We start from the raw sequence: 23884 nt of genomic DNA, 5'->3' as shown, positions 1-23884 counted from the left end.
AAACGGATGAGAGGAGTAATATTCATGACTTCAATAAATCAAAAAAATGAGCCATTATTGGCGTATTTAAATAATACTGTAAAATACGAGGATCATAAGGTCGTTCTATTAAACCGTCGCCTCTACCCCGAAGAAACAAAATATGTCACATGTAGTAGCCATTATGAGGTGGCCGTGGCCATTGAGGAGATGACTATTCAAGGGGCGATAGTTATCGCCATCGCTGCAGGCTATGGATTTGGTCTTGCTTTCGAACAAAAGCCTGAACTATCAGGAGATGCACTGAAAACTTATGCCCAAGAGGTTTATGATCGGCTTATGAGCACACGTCCTACGGGTCAGCGCCTAAAAGTAATTCTTGACAAGTGTATGACCGAAGTAAACACTGGCATTGCAAATGAGAAAAAAGGTGCCGAGCTTGCTAGAAATCTCACTTCCCTTATGAATCAAGAGGTGGAAGATGCTGATAATATTGCGATTGCATGTGGTAAAAACACAGCTAACCTGTTGGAAGACGGTGATAAAGTATTGACTCACTGCTTTGCCGATTCAGCTCTTATTCACATGCTGCTTGAAGCCAAACGTCAAAATAAAGAAATCGAAATGTACTGTACCGAAACTCGTCCTTACTTTCAAGGTGCCAGATTAACAGCTCACTCCATCAAGGAAACTGGAACGAAAGTAACGCTTGTGACGGACAATATGCCAGGCTTCCTTATGGAACAAGGAATGGTTACAAAGTTAGTGACTGCCGCAGATAAGATTACATTGGATGGTCATGTATGTAATAAAATAGGTACTTACCAGTATGCTGTTGTCGCACAGTATCACAACATTCCTTTTTATGTATTAGGCTATGAAGGTCCAGATGAAAATTCTCCAAATACTGATCAAATTGAAATTGAATATCGTAATGCGGAAGAAGTATTTTATGCTAGAGGAGTTCGAACAGCTGTAGAAGGAATTAATGGACTGTATCCTTCATTTGATATTGTGACACCAAACTTTGTCGATGCAATTGTTACAGATAAAGGTGTTTTTGCGGCTAGAGACATTAGTCAACATCTAAAATAAGAAAAAGCTAGAATTGTGACGGTTTTAGGTAGTACTATAGAGTAAAGCAAGCTCAAGGAGGAAAACTCTATATGCGTCATATACAAGTTGAAAAAAACCCTTCTCTTCCAGAGATTATTTATAAAAAATTACTCGAGCTCATTAAAAATGGAAAATTTGAAGTGGGAGTTAAGCTACCCGGGGAAAAGGAATTAGCTAAATTTTTAAATGTAAGTCGAACCGCTTTGAGAGAGGCTCTTCAACGACTTGAAATGGATGGTTATGTCAATCGTAGACATGGTGTTGGGACATTTGTAATTTCAAATGTACCTAAGCTGACGGCTGGTCTTGAAAAGCTGGAAAGTATAACGGAATTCGTAAAAACGAAAGAATTACAACCTGGAACAGTTAAAATAACTGTGAAAGAAGAAAAAGCGAATTCTGCCATCGCTGATCATTTACAACTTAAAGAAGGCGAAAGCGTAATTCATCTTGAAAGGGTACGTACTGCAGATGATAAGCCATTCGCATTTGATATTGCAATTTCTTCTCCCAAAATGATTGATAATGATTTTGTTCTTAATGATCCTGAGGAATCGCTCTTTGCCCATTTGGAAAATGACAAAAATACATTTTTAACACATTCTCATTGTAATATTTATGCTGAAAACGCAACAGCTGAATTAGCCGATAAATTACATGTTCCTGTTGGGGAAGCGGTACAAGTCTTAGAACAGGTTTATTATACAAAAGGAAACACACCCGTTTATTATGGAAAAAGCTATATTCGCAATGATGTATTAAACTTCCATCTGATTAGGAGAAGATAGGAAAGGTGCTGTACGGATGATGAAAAACTTATTAATTACAAATGTTACCATCGTACCTATGACGGCTGAAGAATCGTTTATACAGAATGGTTATATATTTATAGAGTCTGATGTCATAAAGGATGTGGGACATACACCACATCCACCTCATCTTAAGGAGCAGGCAAAAATCATCGATGGAGAAGGAATGGTGGCAATTCCTGGTCTAATTAATGGTCACACTCATACACCGATGAGTATTTTGCGTGGTTATGCAGATGATTTCCCATTAATGGATTGGCTTAAGAAAATGTGGGCGGTCGAGGACCGAATGACAGAGGAAGATATATATTGGAGCTCTATGCTCAGCATGGTTGAAATGATTAAATCAGGTACTACTACGTTTTGTGATATGTATTATGGGATGGATCGTATCGCTATTGGAGTCGAAAAGTCTGGCATGAGGGCATTGCTTTCACAAGGCATAATCGAAGGGGATTCAGGCGGTGAAGAATTATTAACTGAAACTGTTGAGTTTGTGAGAAATTGGGACAAATCAGCCAATCAACGTATCCATGCGTTATTGTCACCCCATGCTCCCTATACATGTTCTCCTTCACTAATTGAAAAAATGGTTGAACAGGCGCATATACTGGACTGTTCCATTCATACTCATTTAGCTGAAACAAGAGAAGAAATAAACATTATCAGTGAAAGACACGGAGATACACCGATTGCTTTAATGGAAAAAATCGGTCTATTTACAAGGCACGTCGTTGCCGCTCATGGTGTATATCTTACAGATGAAGAAATAGATATTTTAAAAAGAAGGCAAGTTGGATTAATCCATAATCCGAAAAGTAATATGAAACTGGCCAGTGGGGTTGCTCCGATTGCTCAAATGTTAGACAAAGGAGTCACCATTGGAATTGGAACAGATGGTGCCGCAAGTAACAACACACTTGATATGTTTGAAGAAATGCGTTTTGCAAGTCTCATGCAGAAAGTTAGCTTAGAAGATCCTATGGCTTTACCAGCTTACGAAACCTTGAAAATGGGCACTTCACGGGGTGCTGCCGCATTAAATATTGTTGATCAAGTCGGAACCATTGAAGCTGGCAAAAAAGCGGATATTACCCTCATTGATTTTCGAAAAGCACATCTTTCACCTGTAAATGATGTCGTATCACATTTGATTTATTCTGCAAAAGCGAGTGATGTGGCATACACCATTGTTGATGGCAGCGTTTTAATGAATAACGGAAAGCTTACAACCATCGATGAAGAAGAAGTTACATGGCATATTGAAAAAATAAAAAACAATTTACTTTAAGAGGAAGATCGTTCCTTGTCAATATCTTTCATTATAACTACTTTATTATTTTGCATTAAATTTATTTTAGAAGCTATTTGGTTTTTTAAGAAGTTAAGAAAGTATAAATCCTTTCTTACTGCATAAGTGCAACTAAGGCTTTCGCCATTAAGGCTTGGCGATAAGCCAAGTTTTCTAATAAAAAGGAGTTGACAACAAGGTGAACATGAAAAAAGAAGTAGTAAAATATGCAAAAATGTGTTTTGATAATGGCCTAACAACCGGAACATCAGGTAATGTCAGTCTTAAGAAGGAAGATGTAATATATATAACCCCATCAGCACTTCCATATAATGAAATGGAAGAAAGTGATGTTTTAGAAGTGGATTTAAAATCTGGGGAAATTACTGCTGGACACCGGAACCCTTCATCAGAAACACAAATGCACCGTTTTATTTACTTACAGGACCAAAATATTGGGGCAATCGTCCATACTCATTCTACTTTTGCAACAATTTTTGCATGTGCAAACCTGCCAATTCCTCCAGTTCATTATACTATTGCAGATATTGGGCGTGGAGTATCGGTTGCACCATATGCCAGATATGGCTCTGAAAAGTTAGCAAAAAATGTTGTTGAAACCTTAGGGGAAAATAACGGAGTGTTATTGGCTAATCACGGAGTAGTAGCGGTCGGTGCAACTTTACAAGACGCATATCGCCGATCAGAAGTTATTGAAGAAGTGGCACATTTTGCTTATGGAAGCTATACATTAAATAATGTGAAACCTTTGTCAAATGAAGATTTAGATGATGCTTTGGAAGGTTTTAAGTCTTACGTGAGTGGATAATCTTCACCTGTAAATAAATTGTTAAAGTTGAAAACAAAACTTCAGAATGAAAGGAATCAGGGAAACCCTCTGATTCCTTTTCTTCGTTAGAGAGGAAAGCCTTTGTCTTTTACTTATTATATTGAGTATGTTGATACTATGCTTTCTGTGGCGTGGGGTAAGGTTCTAGTTTTCTGTCCTTCATATTCTTTTAAACCACATTAAACATAACATCGCTTTCTCTGAATTATCTGTAGGGGGCTTTAAAATAATTCACTTTTCTTAATTGTTTTCATCTCCTATCTATGATAAGATACTTTTGATATTGAAAATCATTATCAATTACCGTGGGCAGATTAAAATCTAAACGTAATTACTTATTATGTGTTTGGTAACCCTGTTTTACAAAAAAGATTAATTGCATTAGTGAAGTTTCAGAAAGAATAAATATCTAAAAGGAAAGGGGTATATAAATGAATACACAGGAATTGTATGACCTCACCATTATAGGAAGCGGTCCCGCGGGATTATACTCTACGTTTTATAGCGGGCTAAGATCTATGAAAACGAAACTGATTGAATTTCAGCCAAAATTAGGAGGGAAAATACATGTCTACCCACAAAAAATGATTTGGGATATCGGCGGACTAACTCCTATTACAGGTGAAAAACTCATTGAGCAATTAGTCACTCAAGGATCAACATTCGATCCGACCGTAATATTGAATGAAAAAGTAGTGAAAATTGAGCAAAATGAAGATAAAATCTTTATGCTGCATTGTGAATCTGGGCAGATACATTTCTCGAAAACAGTTATCGTAGCCATCGGTGCGGGGATTTTGAAGCCACAGAAGCTTGATATTGAAGGTGCGGATCGATTTGAGGCTTCCAATTTACATTACATAGTCAAATCCTTGAAAAAATTCAAAGATAAAACTGTCATTATTTCAGGTGGTGGTAATTCAGCAGTTGATTGGGCTATTGAATTATTACCCTTTGCCAAACAAGTGTATCTTACCCATAGAAAGGATTCTTTGAATGGTCATGAAGCCCAGGTTTCACTACTTAATAGTAGTTCGGCCAAGTGCTTTTATAATACTTCCATAACCGAATTGAATGGTTGTGATAACCAGGAATCGATCCAAAGTGTAGAATTAACGAACCACCATACTGATGAAGTGACTAATCTGAACATCGATGAGGTAATAATCAACCATGGTTATGAACGTGATGCTGAATTATTAAATGAGTGTAGCTTAGACATTAAAAGAGTAAATGATTACTATATTGAAGGTGATTCAAAAAGTCAATCCTCTGTGGATGGCTTGTATGCAGCTGGTGATATCCTTATGTACGATGGTAAAGTCCACCTAATAGCTGGAGCATTTCAAGATGCTGTTAACGCTGTAAACAAAGCAAAACAATTTGTTCAACCAGATGCTAATCAGATAGGTATGGTATCCTCCCATAATGAAATTTTTAAGCAGAGGAACAAAGAATTGCAGTTAGAAAATTAATGGTATAAAACCATCAGTCCACTGAAATACCTGAGAATTATTTGTACAGGTAAAATAATAAAAAACCGTACATCACAATTAACTCCATTAAATTTCATTGACAACCTGGGAATGTGGATCTATTATTAAGAATGATAATCGTTATCATTTAAAAAGAAGATGGTAATAGATCCTGTGAAACAACTCAACATATTCACCGGGAAGCTGAATATCATCAAAGGCAGTTAGTCAGCAATACAAAAATTACTATTTATAAAAAGGATGGAAATGCAAATGAATGCAAAACGAAGAATTTCATTAACGGCTTTATTTATTTTGTCTATGAGCATAATATTATTATTTGGTTGCTCGGCTCAGGAATCCAATTCAACTGCGGATGAGAAGGCATCATCAAATACGGAAAAGACTGATACAGGATCATCTTCTTCCAAAGAAAAGAGCTCCAAATATCCGATTGTAATCGAGCATGCTTTTGGCGAATCAGTAATTGAAAGCAAACCTGAACGAGTTGCCACCATTCAATGGGCAAATCACGATGTTGCTCTCGCTCTCGGAGTTGTGCCTGTGGGCTTCTCGGCAGCGAATTACGGCGTTCAGGATGACAGCGGAATGTTGCCTTGGACAGCTGAAAAGCTCAAGGAACTTGGCGTAGACGATCCAAATATTTTTCAAGATACAGACGGCCTTGATTTTGAGGCGATTTCAGATACAAACCCAGATGTAATTCTTGCAGCTTACTCCGGTATCACACAAGAAGACTATGATATTCTTAGTGAAATCGCTCCTGTTGTGGCCTATCAGACCAGTCCTTGGATAACCACATGGCGTGAGCAAGTTATTTTAAATGCAACAGGTATGGGCATGAAGGCTGAGGGAGAACAACTAATTAAGGATACCGAGAATCTGATTAAGGAAAAAGCAAGTGAATATCCTGAGATGCAGGGAAAAAAGGTTGTTTGGGCCAACTTCTCAGCTAAAGATATGTCTGAAATACATGTTTATACTCCTGTAGACCCTCGCGGTGCATTTCTGATGGAGCTAGGAATGGAGTATCCTGAAAGTGTTACGAAAGAGATTACGGATTCCACTAGCTATTCAATGACATTAAGTGCTGAGAATGCTGACATACTTAACGATGCTGATATACTAATTGGGTATGGTGATGAAAGTTTATATGAGGCAGTTAAAGCAGATCCCCTGCTTGGCAAAATTCCAGCAATCCAACGAGGCTCTGTTGTGTTTATTGGTAACGGTACACCTTTGGCGGCAGCTGGAAACCCTAATCCGCTCTCTATAGCTTATACCATTGATGAGTACCTGGAGTTAATTGGAGGAGCTATTGAAAAGTTAGATGAATAGTTCACTAGATTCAAAAAACAACCAGTTAAACTTACATAAACCGAGAAATATAACGGCGGTACTGGTGGTTTGTTTGGTCTTACTGGTCATATGTGTTTTCGTATCCTTGGTCTTTGGCTCTCGACCGGTGAGACTTAATGAACTGATAGATGGCTTATTTCACCCAGGTGTAGATTCCTTCGGGGCAAACGTGGTTCGCAAGAGAATTTCCCGAACCATATTCGGTTTATTTTGCGGTGCTGCACTTGGCGTTTCCGGAGCACTTATGCAAGCGGTCACTCGCAACCCGATTGCAGATCCAAGTATACTGGGAGTGAACACAGGCGCATCCTTGTTCGTTGTATGTGGAATTGCGTTCTTGAACATAAGTACTGCAAATCAATATATATGGCTAGCTTTAGCTGGGGCTGCGATTACTGCAGTTTTCGTATTCGGAATCGGATCTATGGGGCGTGGTGGCGCCACGCCCCTTAAACTTATTCTGGCGGGAGCCGCCACAAGCGCGGCCCTTTCTTCTCTGATTACGGCCATAATGATTTCTCGCACTTATGTCATGGATCAATTTAGGTTTTGGCAAGTGGGAAGCGTTGGCTCAGCAACCTGGAACTCTATTGCTACTTTCGCCCCATTTCTGACAATTGGAATACTGATTGCTATTATTTCTGCTCCTGCGCTAAATGCGCTGGCACTGGGAGACGAAATGGCGAGTGGACTGGGCGTTCGAACAGGAGTACTGAGACTTGTTGCGGCTTTTGCGGCTGTTCTTTTGTGCGGCGCAGCTACTGCCCTGGCTGGACCTATAGGTTTTATCGGGCTTTTATCAGCTCATACGATACGGCTTATGCTTGGCCCCGACCTGCGTTTTGTTATACCCTTATCAGCAATTTCAGGAGCAATTATTTTAACTGTGTCAGATGTAATTGGAAGGCTCATAGGCAACCCTGGTGAACTTGAAGTCGGTGTAGTCACAGCATTTATAGGAGCTCCGTTACTAATAATACTGGCTATGAGAATGAAAGTGCGTTCATTATGAAAAATAAATCTGTTGAATTTATTATGGCAGGCAGACGTCAAAGACACCGCCGATGGATACTTGTAACCAGCTTACTTGCGACACTTTCAATCATTTTGTGCAGTGCAATGCTTTTAATGGGGAACACGATTTATTCTGTTGAAGATGTAATTCGAGTGCTTTTGGGAGAGCAGGTCGAAGGTGTGTCTTTTGCGGTTAATACCATTCGACTACCAAGAATGCTGGCAGGTCTTTTTGCGGGATTTGCTTTCGGTCTTGCTGGAAACACCTTCCAGACAATGTTGCGTAACCCCCTTGCTAGCCCGGATATAATCGGTATTACCTCCGGCTCGAGCGTAGCGGCTGTTTTTTGCATAATCGTCCTACATACAAGCAATGCAGTTATTTCCATTGCTTCGGTGATTGCTGGCCTTGCTACAGTCACATTAATTTATATATTATCCAGAGGGAGTTCCTTTTCAGTCGGTCGTATAATCCTTATTGGAATAGGTATACAGGCCATGCTTAACGCCGTGGTATCGTACCTTCTACTGGTTGGTGCACAACAAGATCTCCCAGCAGCAATCAGATGGCTCAGTGGCAGTCTCAATGGCTCTCAAATGCACGAGCTTCCGCCTCTTGTTATAACGGTTTTGATCTTTGCTCCTATCGTTATAGTGCTAAGAAAACATCTAGGTATATTGGAGCTAGGAGAACATTCGGCCACTTCTCTCGGGATCAACACGGGCAAGACAAGAATTGCACTTATTTTAAGTTCCGTCTGCATGATTGCTCTGGCTACAGCTACTACGGGTCCAATCGCCTTTGTTGCTTTTCTTTCAGGACCAATCGCGAAAAGACTAGTCGGAGTTGGCCTTTCAAGCGTAATTCCAGCGGGTCTTGTTGGCGTGAATTTGGTTTTGATGTCAGATCTAATCGGTCAATTTGCTTTTGAGGTTAGATATCCTGTTGGCATCGTAACTGGCATACTTGGAGCACCATATCTGATCTACTTGCTAATTCGAATGAATCGAAAGGGAGATTTATAATGAAACCGACACATGTTTTTCAAGCCGAACAAACGGTAGCAGGCTATGATAATAAAGCGGTTATCCAAGGAATAAGCCTTAGTATCCCCAGTAATAAAATAAGCGTTATTATTGGGGCAAACGCCTGCGGAAAGTCTACGCTTCTTAAAACACTGGCAAGGCTTATCAAACCTATATCTGGAAAAATCACCCTTGATGATAAGCCGCTTAGCAAAATTCCTTCAAAACAATTGGCTCGCACTTTAGGACTTCTTCCACAATCTCCTATTGTCCCGGAAGGAATATCTGTCGCTGACTTAGTTGGAAGAGGAAGATTTCCACACCAATCGCTATTTAGCGGATGGACAAAAAAGGATTATGAAGCTGTTGCTGAAGCTATGGAAATTATGAATATTACTGAGCTTGCCAATCATCACATTGACGAGCTTTCAGGTGGTCAGAGGCAGCGTGTTTGGATTGCTATGGCTCTGGCTCAACAAACCGATATTTTATTTCTCGACGAACCAACAACCTTTTTGGATATCACCTATCAAGTCGAAATTCTGGACCTACTCACAGACCTTAACCGAAAATACGGAACAACGATTGTAATGGTGCTTCATGATATCAATTTGTCCGCGAGATATGCAGACAATATTTTTGCTCTTCATCAAGGAAAGCTTGTGGCAGAGGGCGATCCATCATCGGTTATTACAAGTACATTGATTAAAGGTATTTTTGGACTTCGATCCACTGTGATAAAAGATCCCATTTCAGGCTCTCCTTTTGTGGTACCAATAGGAAGACATCATGTTAATGGTGGCGTGGAATCCTTAAATCGTGACAATCTTCCGGTATCTGCTTTTACTCGATAATGCTTTTTTCCAGATTCATGCTAGAAAGCTTGGATAGTAAGGCTACTTTTAATCATACAAAAAGAGAAGGACTTTCCCAAGTTAACGGGCAGTCCTTCTCTTTTTGTTAAAATACTTTAGTTGTCCAATCCTCACAGTTCCAAACGTCTGTGACGATGTCTTGATAAAAATCTGGCTCGTGTGAGATTAGTAGTACACTGCCATTATAATCTTTCAACGCAAGTTTGAGTTCTGCTTTTGCGTCAACGTCTAAGTGGTTGGTTGGCTCATCGAGTATGAGTAGATTGGTCTCTTTGTTTAACAATTTACAAAGGCGAACTTTTGCTTTCTCGCCTCCGCTCAATATGTGAACCTTGCTTTCAATATGCTTTTTGGTGAGTCCACATTTGGCTAAGGAACGTCGAACCTCCTGCTGTGTGAGGTGAGGGAATTCATCCCACATTTCTTCAATACATGTTCTGTTGGTTGTTTCTTTTAGTTCTTGTTCAAAGTAACCGATATGAAGATGCTCACCTAGCATGACAGAACCGGAAACCGGCTTAATTTCTCCGAGAATACTTCGTAAAAGGGTGGTTTTTCCAATTCCATTCGCCCCTGATAATGCAAGCTTTTGGCCACGTTCCATGACTAAATTAAGTTTTCTTGATAGTGGCTCTTCATATCCAATGACGAGTTCGTTTGTCTCGAACAAATACCTTCCAGCTGTCCGTGCTTCGTTGAAACGAAATGTTGGTTTTGGTTTTTCTGAATCTAATTCGATGACATCCATCTTATCAAGCTTCTTTTGACGTGACGTCGCCATTTTACTCGTTGCCGCATTCGCTTTATTTTTTGCAACGAAGGTTTTCAAACTAGCGATTTCTTTTTGTTGCTTCTTAAAAGCGGATTCAAGTTGTTGTTTTTTCATATCATAAACACGAAGAAATTCATTATGATCCCCTGGGTAACGGGTGAGCTCTTGGTTCTCCATATGATAGATCAAATTTACGACGCTATTTAAAAACGGTATGTCATGTGAGATAAGAATGAATGCATTTTCGTAATCTAGTAAATATTTTTTTAACCATTCGATATGCTCGACATCAAGGTAGTTGGTTGGTTCATCGAGCAGCAAAATATCGGGTTTCTCTAAAAGTAGTTTGGCAAGCAGGACTTTCGTGCGTTGGCCACCACTCAAATCATGAACATCACGCTCTAAACCAATTTCGTCCAGACCAAGTCCATTGGCTACTTCGTCAACCTTAGCATCGATGGTGTAAAAGTCATTGTTTGTTAAGGCATCTTGAAGCCGACCAGTTTCTTCAAGTAATACTTCAAGTTCCTCAGGCTCGACTTCTCCCATTTTCGCAAAAAGTACGTTCATTTCTGTTTCTATATCAAATAGATATTTGAAAGCCGTCCGGAGTACGTCGCGCATTGTCATGCCCTGCATTAGATCGGCATGTTGGTCTAAGTAACCGATTCGTGCGTTTTTAGACCACATTATCGTTCCCGCATCAGGCCCTAATTTACCCGTAATAATATTCATGAAAGAGGACTTACCTTCACCGTTAGCACCAATAAGCCCAATATGTTCACCCTTTAATAAACGAAAAGAAACGTCTTCAAAAATAGCCCGATCACCGAAGCCATGGGTCAAATCTTTAACTGTTAGTAAGCTCATATAAAACACCTTTTCTTTGATAAGTTTCGCTTACTTATTATAAAGGTCTTTGGTGAAAAGTGATAGAGGGTAAGTGATAAATTATAAAAGTTGAAGTAGCGTTTTTTATCAGCATATTGACTTTCAACATAAATCCATTGTGTGAATCTATAGTATCCAAATTTGACACTTTGATCATGAATCAGAGTCCTCAATTTTAATGATTGATGAAGCAGATCAAGCGTGTAAAATGACATCCTAAAATTAGTTTCGGACACTTTTAATTAACCTTTTGCCATCTTGTTTGAGTAAATCATCCCCTGCAAGGTGTCCTTTTGAATCATTTACATAATTGAATCGATCTAAATCCATAAACATCACAGCAAGGTCGTTGTTACTTTGTTTACAACGTGTTATTGAATTTTGTAGTTCATTTATTAGATTATATCGATTAGGTAAACCTGTTAAAGCATCACCCCTTTTACGTAGAAAGGGGTAATGCGATATGACAGATTTTCAAGCAATCTTCTTGAGGATCTCTTTTGCAAGTCTGATTGTAACCATTCTGTCAAATCAAAGTTATGGTTCATTCCTGTCCTTACTCAGTCAACGGAATCCTACTATCATCCCCAACTTCAAGAATGGTATCTTCGCGATCCTTAACTGGTGCGAAAAACATAATATACTCATTAAGGGAACTCTCTACTTCACCTTTACTAAAAACAGGAACAACTCTCTCGCCAGCTGATTCCAAAAATACACCAGATTTACCTTCGTCAACGATATAGCCAAGTTCTTTATCATTTTTCCTTGCATTATAAAATAGTCTTTCCAATTTACTTCGCTTATGATACTTGTTTCCATCTGGGCCAATGTAGGGTTTAATGTCAGATCCAGTAACTACAACCCTTGTTTCTAATCCTGAATACTCGACATGCTTAATAGTGTATGTTTCATTCTTAAAAGTAAATTCTTTATTTACTTCTACTGTTTCCCTGTCTGAAGTAGCGGATTCATCAAGCGTGAACTCAAGTGGCCAGGTTGTTTGTACACTTCCTTTACCTTCATCCCATATAGTTAGATCTTCAATTTCCAGCCGAATTTCCTGTCCTTCATATTCTTTAATGGACTCAAAAGATAGTGCTTCTGCCTTTATATTTTCTTCACTGTTGTAATAGTCACTGCCCCAACCTACATTATCCAGTGTCTGCCTTTGTCCATCTTCCGTAATCAATTGTATCGAACTAACACCTTCGAAAAGGTCAATATAATAGTTTTCTAAATTTGTTGAATCACTTTGATAGGTTAATAAGAGCTTTGTTTCTTTAGCATCAGTTAGAACGCTCTTAAAATGTACGGTTATATCATACTCTTTATCATAATAGGTTTGATCAAGAGATTGACCAAGGCCCGCGTGAAGTGCCTTTCTCACACCAGCATCATCAATACGCTCGCTCGTAAATATTTTATCATATACCTCTTGGATAGCCGCTAAAACGGGTGTAAATGTTAATGTCATAATACAGATCAAACACGCTGCTGCAGCTAATGATAACCGCTTGTAAAGTATTTTCTTTTTCTTTAGTGGACTAACATTATTAGGATTAACAATCTTTTCACGATAGCCTGATTCTTCTGCTTTATGTATCCTATTCTCAACTTCATCCCAAACGTCCGGCACTTGCTTTTCTATAGCATCGTCCAAATGCTTTCGAATTTTATCTTTATCCATCAGAATTCCTCCTATTCCAAAGCTTTTCTAAGTTTATTCAAAACTACACGGTACTTCCAAAGGACTGTTCCAAGCGGCATTTCAACAATTTTGGCGATTTCCTTGTGCTTCATCCCTGAGATATCCTTTAAGATGACAATCTGCCTTTCCCCGCTATCGAGTAGCTCAAGGTATTTTGCCAACACCATTTTGTCCAGTGGATCTTCCGAAAGATATTCCAACCGTTCAAAATAACCATCATCGAACCCTGTTAATTCCCGCTTTTTCTTTCGGTACAGATCCAGTGCAGTATTTCTGGATACGGAAACAAGCCATGCTTTAACATTTGTAATCTCATTTTGTTTTTTATACTGGAAGAGTTTGATATACACTTCCTGCAACACATCTTCAGCTAATTCAAAGTCTCTAAGTATGGATAGCGCCATCGCAAACACATCTTTCTTATGTTCGCGGTATAATTGTTTAAATTCTTCTAAGTTATTGGATCGATTTGATTGCTGGAAACTCATTTCATTCATTTTGCGCCCCCTTTCATATAGTAGACGTTTTAACGTTTCATTTTATTGGTAAAAAATTTAACTTTTTCCATTATAATAGGTAAGACAGTCTTATTAGTGTAATATAAAGTTATATATAATGTATGAAAAAATTAACCATGACAACCAATACGGAGGTGATACCAATGAGGGACTATCAAAAGTTATATGCGTATTTAACGTACTTCGAAAAACTGTCCAGAGATAACAAAGGGTTAACGGAAGGAAACAATCCCTTTGTAATCGAATCAAAGCCTCTATATACCGAGTACTTGAAAGAAAGTCATAGGAGGTAATCAAAGACAACAATTCCATTTATGAACGAAATCAATATTTGGATAGGCTGAAAAGGTTTCAACATTGCTACCCATGGAGGTTTTTAATGAGTAACAAACAGTTATATTGTCCTAAATGTTCTAATCTTGTGGTAGTCAATGATTATGTTATTTTGGATATATTAAATACAATTACACATAAAAAATGCTATGACTTATGTTTTGCTATAAAGGATTATGGAACTTTCGAAGAGCTAGTAAGCAAATACATTTTTTTAGATTTAAACAGTATATAAAAAGTTTATAGAAAATTTCGGGAGTGGAGAAGTGTTAAACTATAAGGTTATAAAGAGACCAAGCTTGATTGTGAAGATGGTGTAATAGTCTATTATGGTTTGCACTTTGTTTTTGATAATTGTACATTCAATGTATGAATCTACAATTATTATACCAGCTGAAAAGAATATCCCAGAAAAGCTAATTAGATGAATGTAAGAAAAGATACACTTTCTTACATTCAGTTAAATATAGCCCAATATAGCCCTATCTATCGTTTTTGCTGTCACTTTAGACGCTATCTTGCACCTGTTTTAATCGATATTTTGCATGTTGGGTATTACCACCAACATTTCTTGAAATTTTGTACCCTAAGTGAGTTTCAATCTAAAAAAGTCGAAGTCCCGTATGCTAAAGGATTCGACTTTTTTAGATTGGCTTATTCCATTAAAGCATCAGTTACTTTAAGGATATTTTTTCACAATCTCCATCTATCTAGCTTATAAACTGTAATAATGTAATTCTGGTTTATCAGGGAAATCTGATTCTAATTTATTCTTTTGCTCATATAATTTTGTTTTTATTTCTTCATTTTCACTTAGTACTGGACTAAAGTGAAGTTCTATATCATCAGGTTCATCAAATCTTCCAATATGCTTCCCAGTCTGTACTAGTTGAAAGCAATCTTCATAAATTTTATTTGTTTTGTCTTCGTATTGTAAAAACACATATAATTCCGGAGAATTAATTGTTCCGTCATAAGCAATAATATTCAATACGAGGTAATAAAAGGGTATAGTACATTCTAAATTATTTGTAGTATGTAGAGCATATGTTTTGCTATATGAAACAATATTTGGTCTGGCTTTTTCTTTGCCAAATTCGTTATTTAAAAATGAATAATATTTATTCCAACCATCATCTGGTAAATAAATGAAAGTTGTTACACTTATATTGTAGCAAATATTATTTGATAAATTTTTAATATAGTAAGTATGATCAGGATTTATTATGATATTAACCTTTGATTTATTATTATCTATTTGAGTGTATTTTATAGACGGAATATCAAAAATTAAGTCTGGCTTGATACTTAGTTTAAATTGTTCACTTTGCAGTTGTTGTGATTGTTTGGTGATTGCGTTTGCTTTTTTTGCATTTGATACTGATTTCCAAGTAATTACTAATAGTATTATTGAAGATAGAATAGTTAACAATTCTCCAAGAGAGACAGGCTCAATTGTAATAAAATTATTCATATATTTCCCCTTGCTTCCTAATGTTAAATATTATAAATCTAGCCTTAAAATATTATCTGAATATATCCTTTTTCTCCATCTAATTCTGTGATCTGTTCTTTACTAAAGCACCAGATAGTTTAGTTAAATAAAGTCCGGAAAAATAAAAAGGAGGGCCCTCTCGGTTATCTCCTTTTTATTTTTCTAGTGTTACCACAGTTTTAATTGGTTTATTCGCTCATATACTCAGCACCAACGGCAAGTCCAGCAAGGGCAGTCCAAATTGTTTCTGATACAACGGATATAAGGAATCGTACCTTTAGAGTTGATAATAGGACAGTTTTCATAGACATTTCCCTTTATAATTCACCTTTTTCTTTTTCTAATTGTTCAATTTTCTTTTGAGTAGCCTTATTCTCCAAATTTGATTAAATAAAACTACTCTTTATCAAATCGCTTGAATAATATAATTATAGTGTAAGGGCGTATCAGTTCTAGCCTCTACACTATATTAAAACTAGCCGTTATCTTCACTGTCTAACTAAGTGTAACCTATCTAATATTACAATGAGTGAAGGCAAAGGTTTTATTGAAACTAAAGAATATAAGAGGTTTGCTGAATTCTGTGATGCATGCATAAAGTATAAATACATTGGTATTTGTTATGGATTACCAGGTGTTGGTAAGACCCTATCTTCACGTTACTATACAAATTGGGATTACATTGAAAAACACATTAAATAAAAAAAATTAGGGAAGATGGGGAAAAATGTGGATTCAAGAATTTTAAATTGCAGCACACTTTTCTTTACTGCACCTGCTGTAAAAGCTACAAGGATGATGAGTGATATAGATATTCTAGGCCATAAATTAAATATGGTTAAGGTGATCTACATGAGAGAAAATATGAATCAAGAAGAGACCTTTCCTGATCATTGGGATGAAGACATAGATTTAATCATTGTAGATGAGATAGACCGATTAAAAATGCAAAACTTAGAACAACTAAGGGATATGTATGACCAAAGCGATATTGCTATGATTTTAATTGGTATGCCAGGGATAGAAAAGCGTTTAGCAAGGTATCCTCAATTGTATTCTCGAATTGGTTTCGCACCTTTTCTCGCTCGTTGGTGACCACCGGCTTAGTGACCGATAAAATAATAAGGCTAGTACTATATTTTTGAATCAGTACTAGCCTTATTTTAATTTTGGAGTTTTTAACGTCCTTCACAAGTTGATAACAAAGTTCTAGCATATGCCTTAGAAGTACTTCTTACCCAATCCTTTTTTACGAAGAAAGTCCACATAGAAATAAAAATAATACTAATTAAGAACGAAATTATCACTTTCAAAGGGAGGTTAATTAAAGATACTTCGTATTTTTGGTAAATACCAAAAATGTTAATTGCTATTGATATAAAAGAAAAGAATATACCTAGTGGTTTAATACCCAACATATTTCTACTGAAGCCATAGTTTATATTATCTTGATAGAGAAGAGAGTATTTTTTATTATCCCTTGTCTTTTCAAGTAACCAATGAACTGCAGAATTATATTGATCGTTATAAAAATTCGGAGATTCTAATTCTTGTTCTTTAGTAGGTAATTGAATACCTTCTACATTTTTACTGAGGTATTGATGGTACCTTTTCTTGGTATTTTCATTAAGCGTATTATCAGTGTGTTTAAGAAAGGTGGTGGATGGAAATTCACCACACTCATCTAATAGCTTCTGTTGTACTTTTTTTCCATTTTCTCTAGCTATCTTTGCCAAGAAAAATAAGATTATTACTAATACAAGAATAGTAATAAAACTAGACTCGAGGCTGATAAGACTCGGATACCACATTAAAATAGTTAACCCAAAAGGGGCGACGATTAATAGCGCTGGGAATATTCTAGCTTTTAGCTCATATTGACTAAACATATCTAGTATTTTGTCAGACATGAATACACCTCGTCTTCAAATATTATATGATTATAAAACATTTACAAATAACAAAAATAGTTTTAGTGTAAGTTGTAGGTTTATTTTATCTTTCGGGTAGTATGTGCAATTTATTGTTGTATATAGATTTTGATTTATTCTAGTATGGAACTAGTCAGTAATTAATTTTATATTGATAAGAGGTCTATACTGAGAATACAAAGTACAGACTCAATTTTGCAACTTAAAGATTGCATTTTCATAATCTTTTTATTTTTCAACTTCAGAATTGAAGCTAAGTGGTGTAAGAGAAGTCCAACCAGGTCTTGGAGGCATACCTTCGTGTTGTCTAATAGTAGATCCTCTGGTTTCAAATACTTTTGCACCCCTTCGAATGAAAGCATTTGTTACAACTTTCTTAGGGTGGTCTTCTGTTTTTTGGGAAATTGATACAAAGGTAGTAGTAGTTGGTTCTGTACCTTTTTCACTTTTTTCACCTATAATTCTATCAAGAACACTAGGTGAAACATTTCGTCGACTTCCATGGTGAGGCATTTGTACAAATTTGCAATCACTTAATTTAATTCCTAAATTCTCTGCATAATCAGCACTATTATGAAGTGCTTGCTTTCCTGCATCTCCTGTTAGTAAAACCTGATATCCCCCTATATTTCCATATAATACTACACTACTTTCATTTCTAGAACCTGTAGTACCATAGTTTTCACTTAGGGTTTCTTTATCCCAATTTTCTTCGATCCACTCTAAAATTTTCGTGTAAAATTCAGAGAATGATTTTCTTATAGCGTTTTCCTCTTTCCTTTCCGGCATATTAGGAAAATCAGGTAATAAATAATTAACGTACCAATCCTCAAAAGGAGAGAGTACTTGAAATTCTCCAATGTATGCCCCTTCAAAGGGTTCCTTTATTGAAATTTCCTTTTCGCAAGCAATTTCATATAATTCATGTGCTCTATTCAAAGATGCTTTAATCTTTTCAGATAAACTATTATCAGTGATTCTACCATCATGAAATAAGTCACGTATTTTAGAAGAATGTTCCCAAGGTAGATGCATCCATAGTTCGCCAACCTCTAACTCTTCAAGTACAATTGTTAATCCAGACACGTGGTCGCTATCTGGATGAGTATTAACAACGTAATCTACATAGCTTGTATTATAGTAGTCTTGTATATGTTGTACTATCTTACTCCCTGAATCTTTAGTACCACCGTCGACTACCATTATTTTATAGTTTCCCTCTTCGCCATATCTCACTACAATGGCATCTCCATTTTTAGTGTTATCTCCAACTGGAATAAATTCGATTTCAATTCCCACATGTACCCTCCTTGAAATTCTATTAGTAATATTTTACCATAAATTAATTATGATTTAACCATTTTATTAGTAATATTTAACCATAAATTAATTATAATTTAACTTTGAGAGTTGAAATAGTCTTATTTTTATTAACGACTGTTAGATGTGTAGAGACGAATACTAAAGCTTTTGCGATATGGATTTCCCTTATCTAAAAAGGCTTGAACTTGACTTTTCCCTTTGACAACATCCAGACCAATGACTGCATTCATACATTTCTTTTCCTTAAATTAAACGCTAAGTCTTCTTGTAATGTCGTAGGTTCGCTTGTTAAACGGGGCATTGTCCCAATCAGCCTGAAGCACGTTTATAGAAGTGGGGGGGGTGAACAGTTTAGCTTACGGGATTGGCGTCCCACGGGTGCTCCACCCCCGATTACCGTAATCATAAGACCATATAAAAAAAGGTCAACCAGAAAAAAACTGGCTAACCTTATATTACAAACAGGTGCAGTTAGTACAACAAGAAAATTTTAAATAACGAACTTCCACAATCAGGCGTGTTTGTTGTGCGAAATGTTGCTAGCTTAAATTAAGGATGGTAAAGACCTTAGAAAAGAAGCCAAGTTTAAGGATATGACCAGTACGCTACAGAAACATTATAAAGGATATGAACCACACTTCTATAAGATACAGGACATAGTATTTGTCCCCATCTATGCCCAACGGCATAAAACGAATTTGTGTTTTTCGCAAGATGTCTGTAACTATACTGCCGTTGGCAGAACAAAGATACACCAAAACTTAAAAGCGATTCAGAAAAACGTACTTCATCATGTCATGACAAACTTTATTCCAAATCGAACGATAGAATACAACGATAATCGCATTAGTAAGTTTATTGCCCAATATGGTAGGTGTGCGGTAACAGGGGTGGAACTCGGTCTTTCGGATTGGCATTGTCACCATAAAGAGCCTTATCATCTCACAAGAGATAATCGGTTTTCGAATCTGGTCGTGCTATACGAACCTATTCACCGACTTGTCCATTTAAGGGATAAACTCAAAATTAAAGCTACACAGCATTTCACCTAAACTATAAACAAAAAGAAATGATTAACGACGTATGTGCAACTTTCATCGCGTACGGCACGGCAAGTCAACTCATTCTAATCTATGTATTTAATGAAGTCTCTTTTATTCCAATCCTAGATTGCTTGAAGGTTGCATGGTCTACGAAGTTGCAAACAGGGGAAAAAGGGAGCGATAACTTCAAACCCTTACCTATCTGTATTAAGATCATAAGCCTAATTTGTCACAAAAAATACGGAGGAATTAGACTTTTTTTCGTTCAATATCCTTAAAGTTGGCGGTTCCCCATGTAGGAACTGATACCTTTTCTTACATTCGATTAAACAAATTATAAAGTTTTTTATAATTTAATTTCTTAACCGTTTCATCTTCGTTAAGAAACAGGTTCTGATATAGAGAGGGGATGTGGGGAATACCCCAATTGTAGAAAGAAATTATAGTAGGGAAGTTGTTACGGATGATTTGAGGTATTTAGAAATAATGAAAAGCCTTTTAATAGCTTTAAGATTGTAAGGAACTGTGAGTACAGTTCTTTTTTTGTGACATATTATAGTTTTAGTAATTCAGGAGAATTACTTGATGTTCTGTTATTTACGTGATAATATTAAACCCATTGTTTAGTAATTTTTTCGAACTACTAAAAGGGGTGACACTGTGAAAATAAATGAGGTTGCAATTATTAAAGTAGGTCAAAATGTTTCAAGGATCTCTGATGAAGGATTAAAGGAACATATTTTTTATACATTTGATGACTTGAACTTTGACCTAACTCATATAGATGATGAATATTTGAAACAGAATAGAAATTCACAAAGTAATTATCTCACTCATACGGGCGATATTGTGGTTAGCTTTGTTGGTACAAAGGCAACTGTAGTAACAGAAGATAATCAAGGGAAGTTGCTTAATCAAAATTTCGCCAAAATAATTATTGATGAATCATTGATTGATCCGTATTATTTCTGCTATATCTTAAATGAATCAAATCAAATTCGTAAACAAAAACTTGTGCTCATGCAAGGTACTAATTTGCCTAAGATGACACCATCTATCTTAAAGGATCTAAATGTTAATTTACCTAATCTTCAAAAGCAATCACTTATTGGTAGAGCTTATTTTAACTTATGTAAACGACAATATTTATTAAAACAGCAATCTGAACTAGAAGAACAATTTTTTTTGAAATTCATTCAAAAAACAGATGTGAAAAATGACTAATTTATTAGGAGTGGGAAAATGGAAGAAATAAAATCAAAAACACTATACCAGGCATTATGGAATTCAGCAGATATTTTACGTTCAAAAATGGATGCGAACGAATATAAAAGTTATTTATTAGGGCTGGTTTTCTATAAATTCTTGTCAGACAAGATGCTTATTCATGCCGCATCATTACTCGAAGAACCAACAACAGACTTAGAAGTCGCACAGAAAGTCTATGCAAAAGCGTACCAAGATGAAGATGTAAAAGGTGATTTACTTGGCGAATTACAATATGATTTTTCTTATACACTTGAACCGAACTTAACCTTTACAGCACTTGTACAAGCAATACATAAAGGGTTATTCCAATTAGAAGATTTAGTACAAGGTTTTCGAAATATTGAACAATCCAGCGAAACATTTGAAAATTTATTTGAGGATGTCGATCTATACTCGAAAAAGCTAGGTTCAACACCTCAAAAGCAAAATCAAAGTATTGCCGAAGTAATGAAAGAATTATCCGTATTAGACGTTGCAGGACATGACGGTGACATGCTAGGCGATGCTTATGAATATTTAATCGGTGAATTTGCATCTAATTCAGGTAAAAAAGCGGGTGAATTCTATACGCCACAAGCTATTTCAACACTGATGACAAGAATCGTCCTAGATGGCAAAGAAAATCAAAAAGGCTTCTCAGTGTATGATCCAACAATGGGATCGGGGTCACTTCTATTAAATGTGAAGAAATACTCGAATCAAGCTGGAACGATTTCATACTTCGGACAAGAGCTAAATACGTCGACATATAACTTGGCTCGTATGAACATGATTTTGCATGGTGTAGATACAGCCAATCAACACTTGAGCAATGCGGATACATTAGACCAGGACTGGCCTACTGATGAACCAACGAACTTTGATGGTGTATTAATGAACCCACCATATTCGGCCAAATGGACTGCAGAAAAAGGTTTCTTAGATGATCCACGCTTTTCAATGTACAGTGTATTAGCTCCGAAATCGAAAGCAGACTTTGCTTTCTTACTACATGGCTTTTATCACTTGAAAGACAGTGGTGTTATGGCGATTGTATTGCCACATGGCGTTTTATTTAGAGGGAATACAGAAGGGAAAATTCGTAAAATTCTATTAGATAATGGCGCAATTGATACGGTGATCGGGTTACCATCGAATATTTTCTTTAATACATCTATCCCAACGACGGTTATTATCTTAAAGAAAAATCGTTCAAAAAAAGATGTGTTATTTATCGACGCATCAAACGAATTTGAAAAAGGTAAAAATCAAAACGTCTTAAAAGATGAACATATCGACAAAATGCTTGAAACATATATTCAACGTGAAGGTGTTGAAAAATACGCACATCTCGCTTCTTTCAAGGAAATCGTTGAAAATGATTACAACTTAAATATCCCTCGCTATGTAGACACATTTGAGGAAGAAGAGGAAATTTCACTTGTCGAGCTATCGGGTGCAATGCAACAAACACAACAAGAACTCCAACAAGCTGAGCAAAATCTATTTGCGATGTTGAATGAATTGAAAGGTACGAACGGAGATGTTAACAAAGAACTTCAATACTTTATTCAAGTATTTGGATTAGGCGGTGGGAAGAATGAGTAAGAATGTTCCCAAAATACGGTTTGAAGGCTTTAGTAGAGAGTGGAATTCAACAATATTAGGTGAATTAGTCAATATTTCTTCGGCTTCAAGGGTTCATAAAAATGAATGGAGGAATGAGGGGGTCCCATTCTTTAGATCAAGTGATGTCATTTCAAAATATATGAAAAAATTTAATACTCCGGTATTTATATCGGATAGTTTATATCAAAACCTTTCTAAAAAATCAGGAAAAATGGAAATAGGTGATCTTTTAGTAACTGGAGGTGGAACAATTGGAATACCATATTTAATAGAAAATGCAGAACCCCTTTACTTCAAAGATGCTGATTTAATTTGGTTTAAGAGTTCTGATATTATAGATGGTAGATTTTTATTTAATTACTTTGTTAGTCCTCAAACAAGACGTTATATATCTAGCATTACTCATATTGGTACAATTTCACATTATACAATTGAGCAAGGTAAAAATACTCCTATAACTTTACCAGATACAGAAGAACAACAAAAAATCGGCTCTTTTTTCAAACAACTAGACGATACAATTGCTTTGCAACAACAATTGGTCGAACAGCAGCAACAATACAAAAAAGCGATGCTGCAAAAAATGTTCCCCCAAAAAGACGAACGTGTGCCGAAAGTTCGTTTTGACGGGTTTATTGGGGATTGGGCAGAAAAAACTTTAGTTGAGATTTCTAAAATCATAATGGGACAATCTCCAAATGGAAAGAATTATACAGATAATCCTGAAGATTATATTTTGGTTCAAGGAAATGCTGATATGAAAAATGGTCGAGTAGTTCCGAGGATTTGGACAACACAAATTACCAAGACAGCTAGTCCGGGAGATCTAATACTTAGTGTTCGAGCTCCTGTTGGAGAAATAGGAATTACAGACTATGATGTTGTCTTAGGACGCGGAGTAGCTGGGATAAAGGCTAATCAATTTATATATCAAACTTTATTGAGAATGAAGTTATTTGGATTATGGAAAAAGCTAAGCACGGGGTCAACATTTGATTCTATAAATTCAAATGATTTAAAAAATATTATTTTATTAGTTCCGTCTCTCGAAGAACAACATAAAATAGGTACTTTCTTCAAGCAACTAGACGATACAATTGCCCACCATCAGAAAAATCACGAAAATTACCAACAACTGAAAAAAGCGTTATTACAGCGCATGTTCGTTTAAAAAA

General features: G+C 36.4%; 21 protein-coding genes and 1 pseudogene. 14 read left to right on the top strand and 8 right to left on the bottom strand.

What is annotated here, in order from left to right; translation table 11 throughout:
• The first annotated feature begins 24 nt into the window (after positions 1-24).
• From CFK40_RS15670 to CFK40_RS15630, 9 genes are all read left to right on the top strand, one after another.
• A complete protein-coding gene (locus CFK40_RS15670) occupies positions 25-1074 on the top strand; it encodes a s-methyl-5-thioribose-1-phosphate isomerase (protein WP_161493887.1) in 1050 nt (349 codons plus the stop codon).
• Between the two features lie 71 nt (positions 1075-1145).
• A complete protein-coding gene (locus CFK40_RS15665; RefSeq protein WP_089533353.1) occupies positions 1146-1883 on the top strand; it encodes a GntR family transcriptional regulator in 738 nt (245 codons plus the stop codon).
• Positions 1884-1899: 16 nt separating this feature from the next.
• Complete coding sequence (locus CFK40_RS15660; protein ID WP_089533352.1) at positions 1900-3195, top strand: amidohydrolase; 1296 nt, start codon at positions 1900-1902, stop codon at positions 3193-3195.
• Positions 3196-3400: 205 nt separating this feature from the next.
• Positions 3401-4024 carry a class II aldolase/adducin family protein gene (locus CFK40_RS15655; RefSeq protein WP_227001946.1) on the top strand — a complete coding sequence of 208 codons (624 nt, stop codon included), beginning with the start codon at positions 3401-3403 and terminating at the stop codon, positions 4022-4024.
• Positions 4025-4476: 452 nt separating this feature from the next.
• On the top strand, positions 4477-5520 hold the full coding sequence (locus tag CFK40_RS15650) for an NAD(P)/FAD-dependent oxidoreductase (RefSeq protein WP_089533350.1): 1044 nt from the start codon (positions 4477-4479) through the stop codon (positions 5518-5520).
• Positions 5521-5793: 273 nt separating this feature from the next.
• Complete coding sequence (locus tag CFK40_RS15645) at positions 5794-6879, top strand: iron-siderophore ABC transporter substrate-binding protein (protein WP_193433334.1); 1086 nt, start codon at positions 5794-5796, stop codon at positions 6877-6879.
• The gene (locus CFK40_RS15640) at positions 6872-7912 is read left to right on the top strand and encodes a FecCD family ABC transporter permease (protein ID WP_089533348.1); all 1041 of its coding nucleotides are present in this window, start codon (positions 6872-6874) and stop codon (positions 7910-7912) included. Before CFK40_RS15645 ends, CFK40_RS15640 begins: the two co-directional genes overlap by 8 nt.
• Complete coding sequence (locus tag CFK40_RS15635; RefSeq protein ID WP_089533347.1) at positions 7909-8940, top strand: FecCD family ABC transporter permease; 1032 nt, start codon at positions 7909-7911, stop codon at positions 8938-8940. Before CFK40_RS15640 ends, CFK40_RS15635 begins: the two co-directional genes overlap by 4 nt.
• Entirely contained in the window at positions 8940-9794 is an 855-nt protein-coding gene (locus tag CFK40_RS15630; RefSeq protein WP_089533346.1) for an ABC transporter ATP-binding protein, read from the top strand. Before CFK40_RS15635 ends, CFK40_RS15630 begins: the two co-directional genes overlap by 1 nt.
• Before the next feature lie 106 nt (positions 9795-9900).
• On the opposite strand, the gene CFK40_RS15625 is transcribed toward CFK40_RS15630, so the two are convergent.
• The 5 genes from CFK40_RS15625 to CFK40_RS15600 all read right to left on the bottom strand — a co-directional run bounded on the left by CFK40_RS15625 (position 9901) and on the right by CFK40_RS15600 (position 15514).
• The gene (locus CFK40_RS15625; protein ID WP_089533345.1) at positions 9901-11457 is read right to left on the bottom strand and encodes an ABC-F family ATP-binding cassette domain-containing protein; all 1557 of its coding nucleotides are present in this window, start codon (positions 11455-11457) and stop codon (positions 9901-9903) included.
• A gap of 243 nt (positions 11458-11700) precedes the next feature.
• On the bottom strand, positions 11701-11853 hold the full coding sequence (locus CFK40_RS21825) for a diguanylate cyclase domain-containing protein (protein ID WP_405196596.1): 153 nt from the start codon (positions 11851-11853) through the stop codon (positions 11701-11703).
• Positions 11854-12034: 181 nt separating this feature from the next.
• The gene (locus CFK40_RS15615; RefSeq protein WP_089533343.1) at positions 12035-13168 is read right to left on the bottom strand and encodes a DUF4179 domain-containing protein; all 1134 of its coding nucleotides are present in this window, start codon (positions 13166-13168) and stop codon (positions 12035-12037) included.
• An 11-nt stretch (positions 13169-13179) separates the two neighbouring features.
• A complete protein-coding gene (locus tag CFK40_RS15610) occupies positions 13180-13686 on the bottom strand; it encodes an RNA polymerase sigma factor (RefSeq protein ID WP_089533342.1) in 507 nt (168 codons plus the stop codon).
• A 1069-nt stretch (positions 13687-14755) separates the two neighbouring features.
• Positions 14756-15514 (bottom strand): hypothetical protein, encoded by a 759-nt coding sequence (locus CFK40_RS15600; protein WP_089533340.1) that lies wholly within the window; start codon positions 15512-15514, stop codon positions 14756-14758.
• Between the two features lie 546 nt (positions 15515-16060).
• Here CFK40_RS15600 and CFK40_RS21185 point away from each other — a divergent pair.
• Positions 16061-16609: pseudogene (locus CFK40_RS21185) on the top strand (AAA family ATPase); the annotation flags it as partial.
• Between the two features lie 104 nt (positions 16610-16713).
• Here CFK40_RS21185 and CFK40_RS15585 read toward each other — a convergent pair.
• The 3 genes from CFK40_RS15585 to CFK40_RS21525 form a co-directional block, all read right to left on the bottom strand.
• Positions 16714-17445: a hypothetical protein gene (locus tag CFK40_RS15585; protein ID WP_089533337.1), complete on the bottom strand. Its 732-nt coding sequence runs from the start codon at positions 17443-17445 to the stop codon at positions 16714-16716.
• A gap of 249 nt (positions 17446-17694) precedes the next feature.
• Positions 17695-18765: a ComEC/Rec2 family competence protein gene (locus CFK40_RS15580; protein ID WP_089533336.1), complete on the bottom strand. Its 1071-nt coding sequence runs from the start codon at positions 18763-18765 to the stop codon at positions 17695-17697.
• 131 nt (positions 18766-18896) lie between these two features.
• Entirely contained in the window at positions 18897-19019 is a 123-nt protein-coding gene (locus CFK40_RS21525; protein WP_264371424.1) for a hypothetical protein, read from the bottom strand.
• Between the two features lie 363 nt (positions 19020-19382).
• Here CFK40_RS21525 and CFK40_RS15575 point away from each other — a divergent pair, with 363 nt between their 5' ends.
• From CFK40_RS15575 to CFK40_RS15560, 4 genes are all read left to right on the top strand, one after another.
• A complete protein-coding gene (locus CFK40_RS15575; RefSeq protein ID WP_193433333.1) occupies positions 19383-19841 on the top strand; it encodes an HNH endonuclease signature motif containing protein in 459 nt (152 codons plus the stop codon).
• A 651-nt stretch (positions 19842-20492) separates the two neighbouring features.
• Positions 20493-21056 carry a restriction endonuclease subunit S gene (locus CFK40_RS15570; protein WP_089533335.1) on the top strand — a complete coding sequence of 188 codons (564 nt, stop codon included), beginning with the start codon at positions 20493-20495 and terminating at the stop codon, positions 21054-21056.
• Positions 21057-21074: 18 nt separating this feature from the next.
• On the top strand, positions 21075-22688 hold the full coding sequence (locus CFK40_RS15565) for a type I restriction-modification system subunit M (RefSeq protein WP_089533334.1): 1614 nt from the start codon (positions 21075-21077) through the stop codon (positions 22686-22688).
• Positions 22681-23880 carry a restriction endonuclease subunit S gene (locus CFK40_RS15560; protein WP_089533333.1) on the top strand — a complete coding sequence of 400 codons (1200 nt, stop codon included), beginning with the start codon at positions 22681-22683 and terminating at the stop codon, positions 23878-23880. Before CFK40_RS15565 ends, CFK40_RS15560 begins: the two co-directional genes overlap by 8 nt.
• Positions 23881-23884 lie beyond the last annotated feature (4 nt).

Source organism: Virgibacillus necropolis (assembly GCF_002224365.1).
Lineage (GTDB): Bacteria > Bacillota > Bacilli > Bacillales > Amphibacillaceae > Virgibacillus_F > Virgibacillus_F necropolis.
This window is presented reverse-complemented; position numbering and strand designations above follow the sequence as displayed.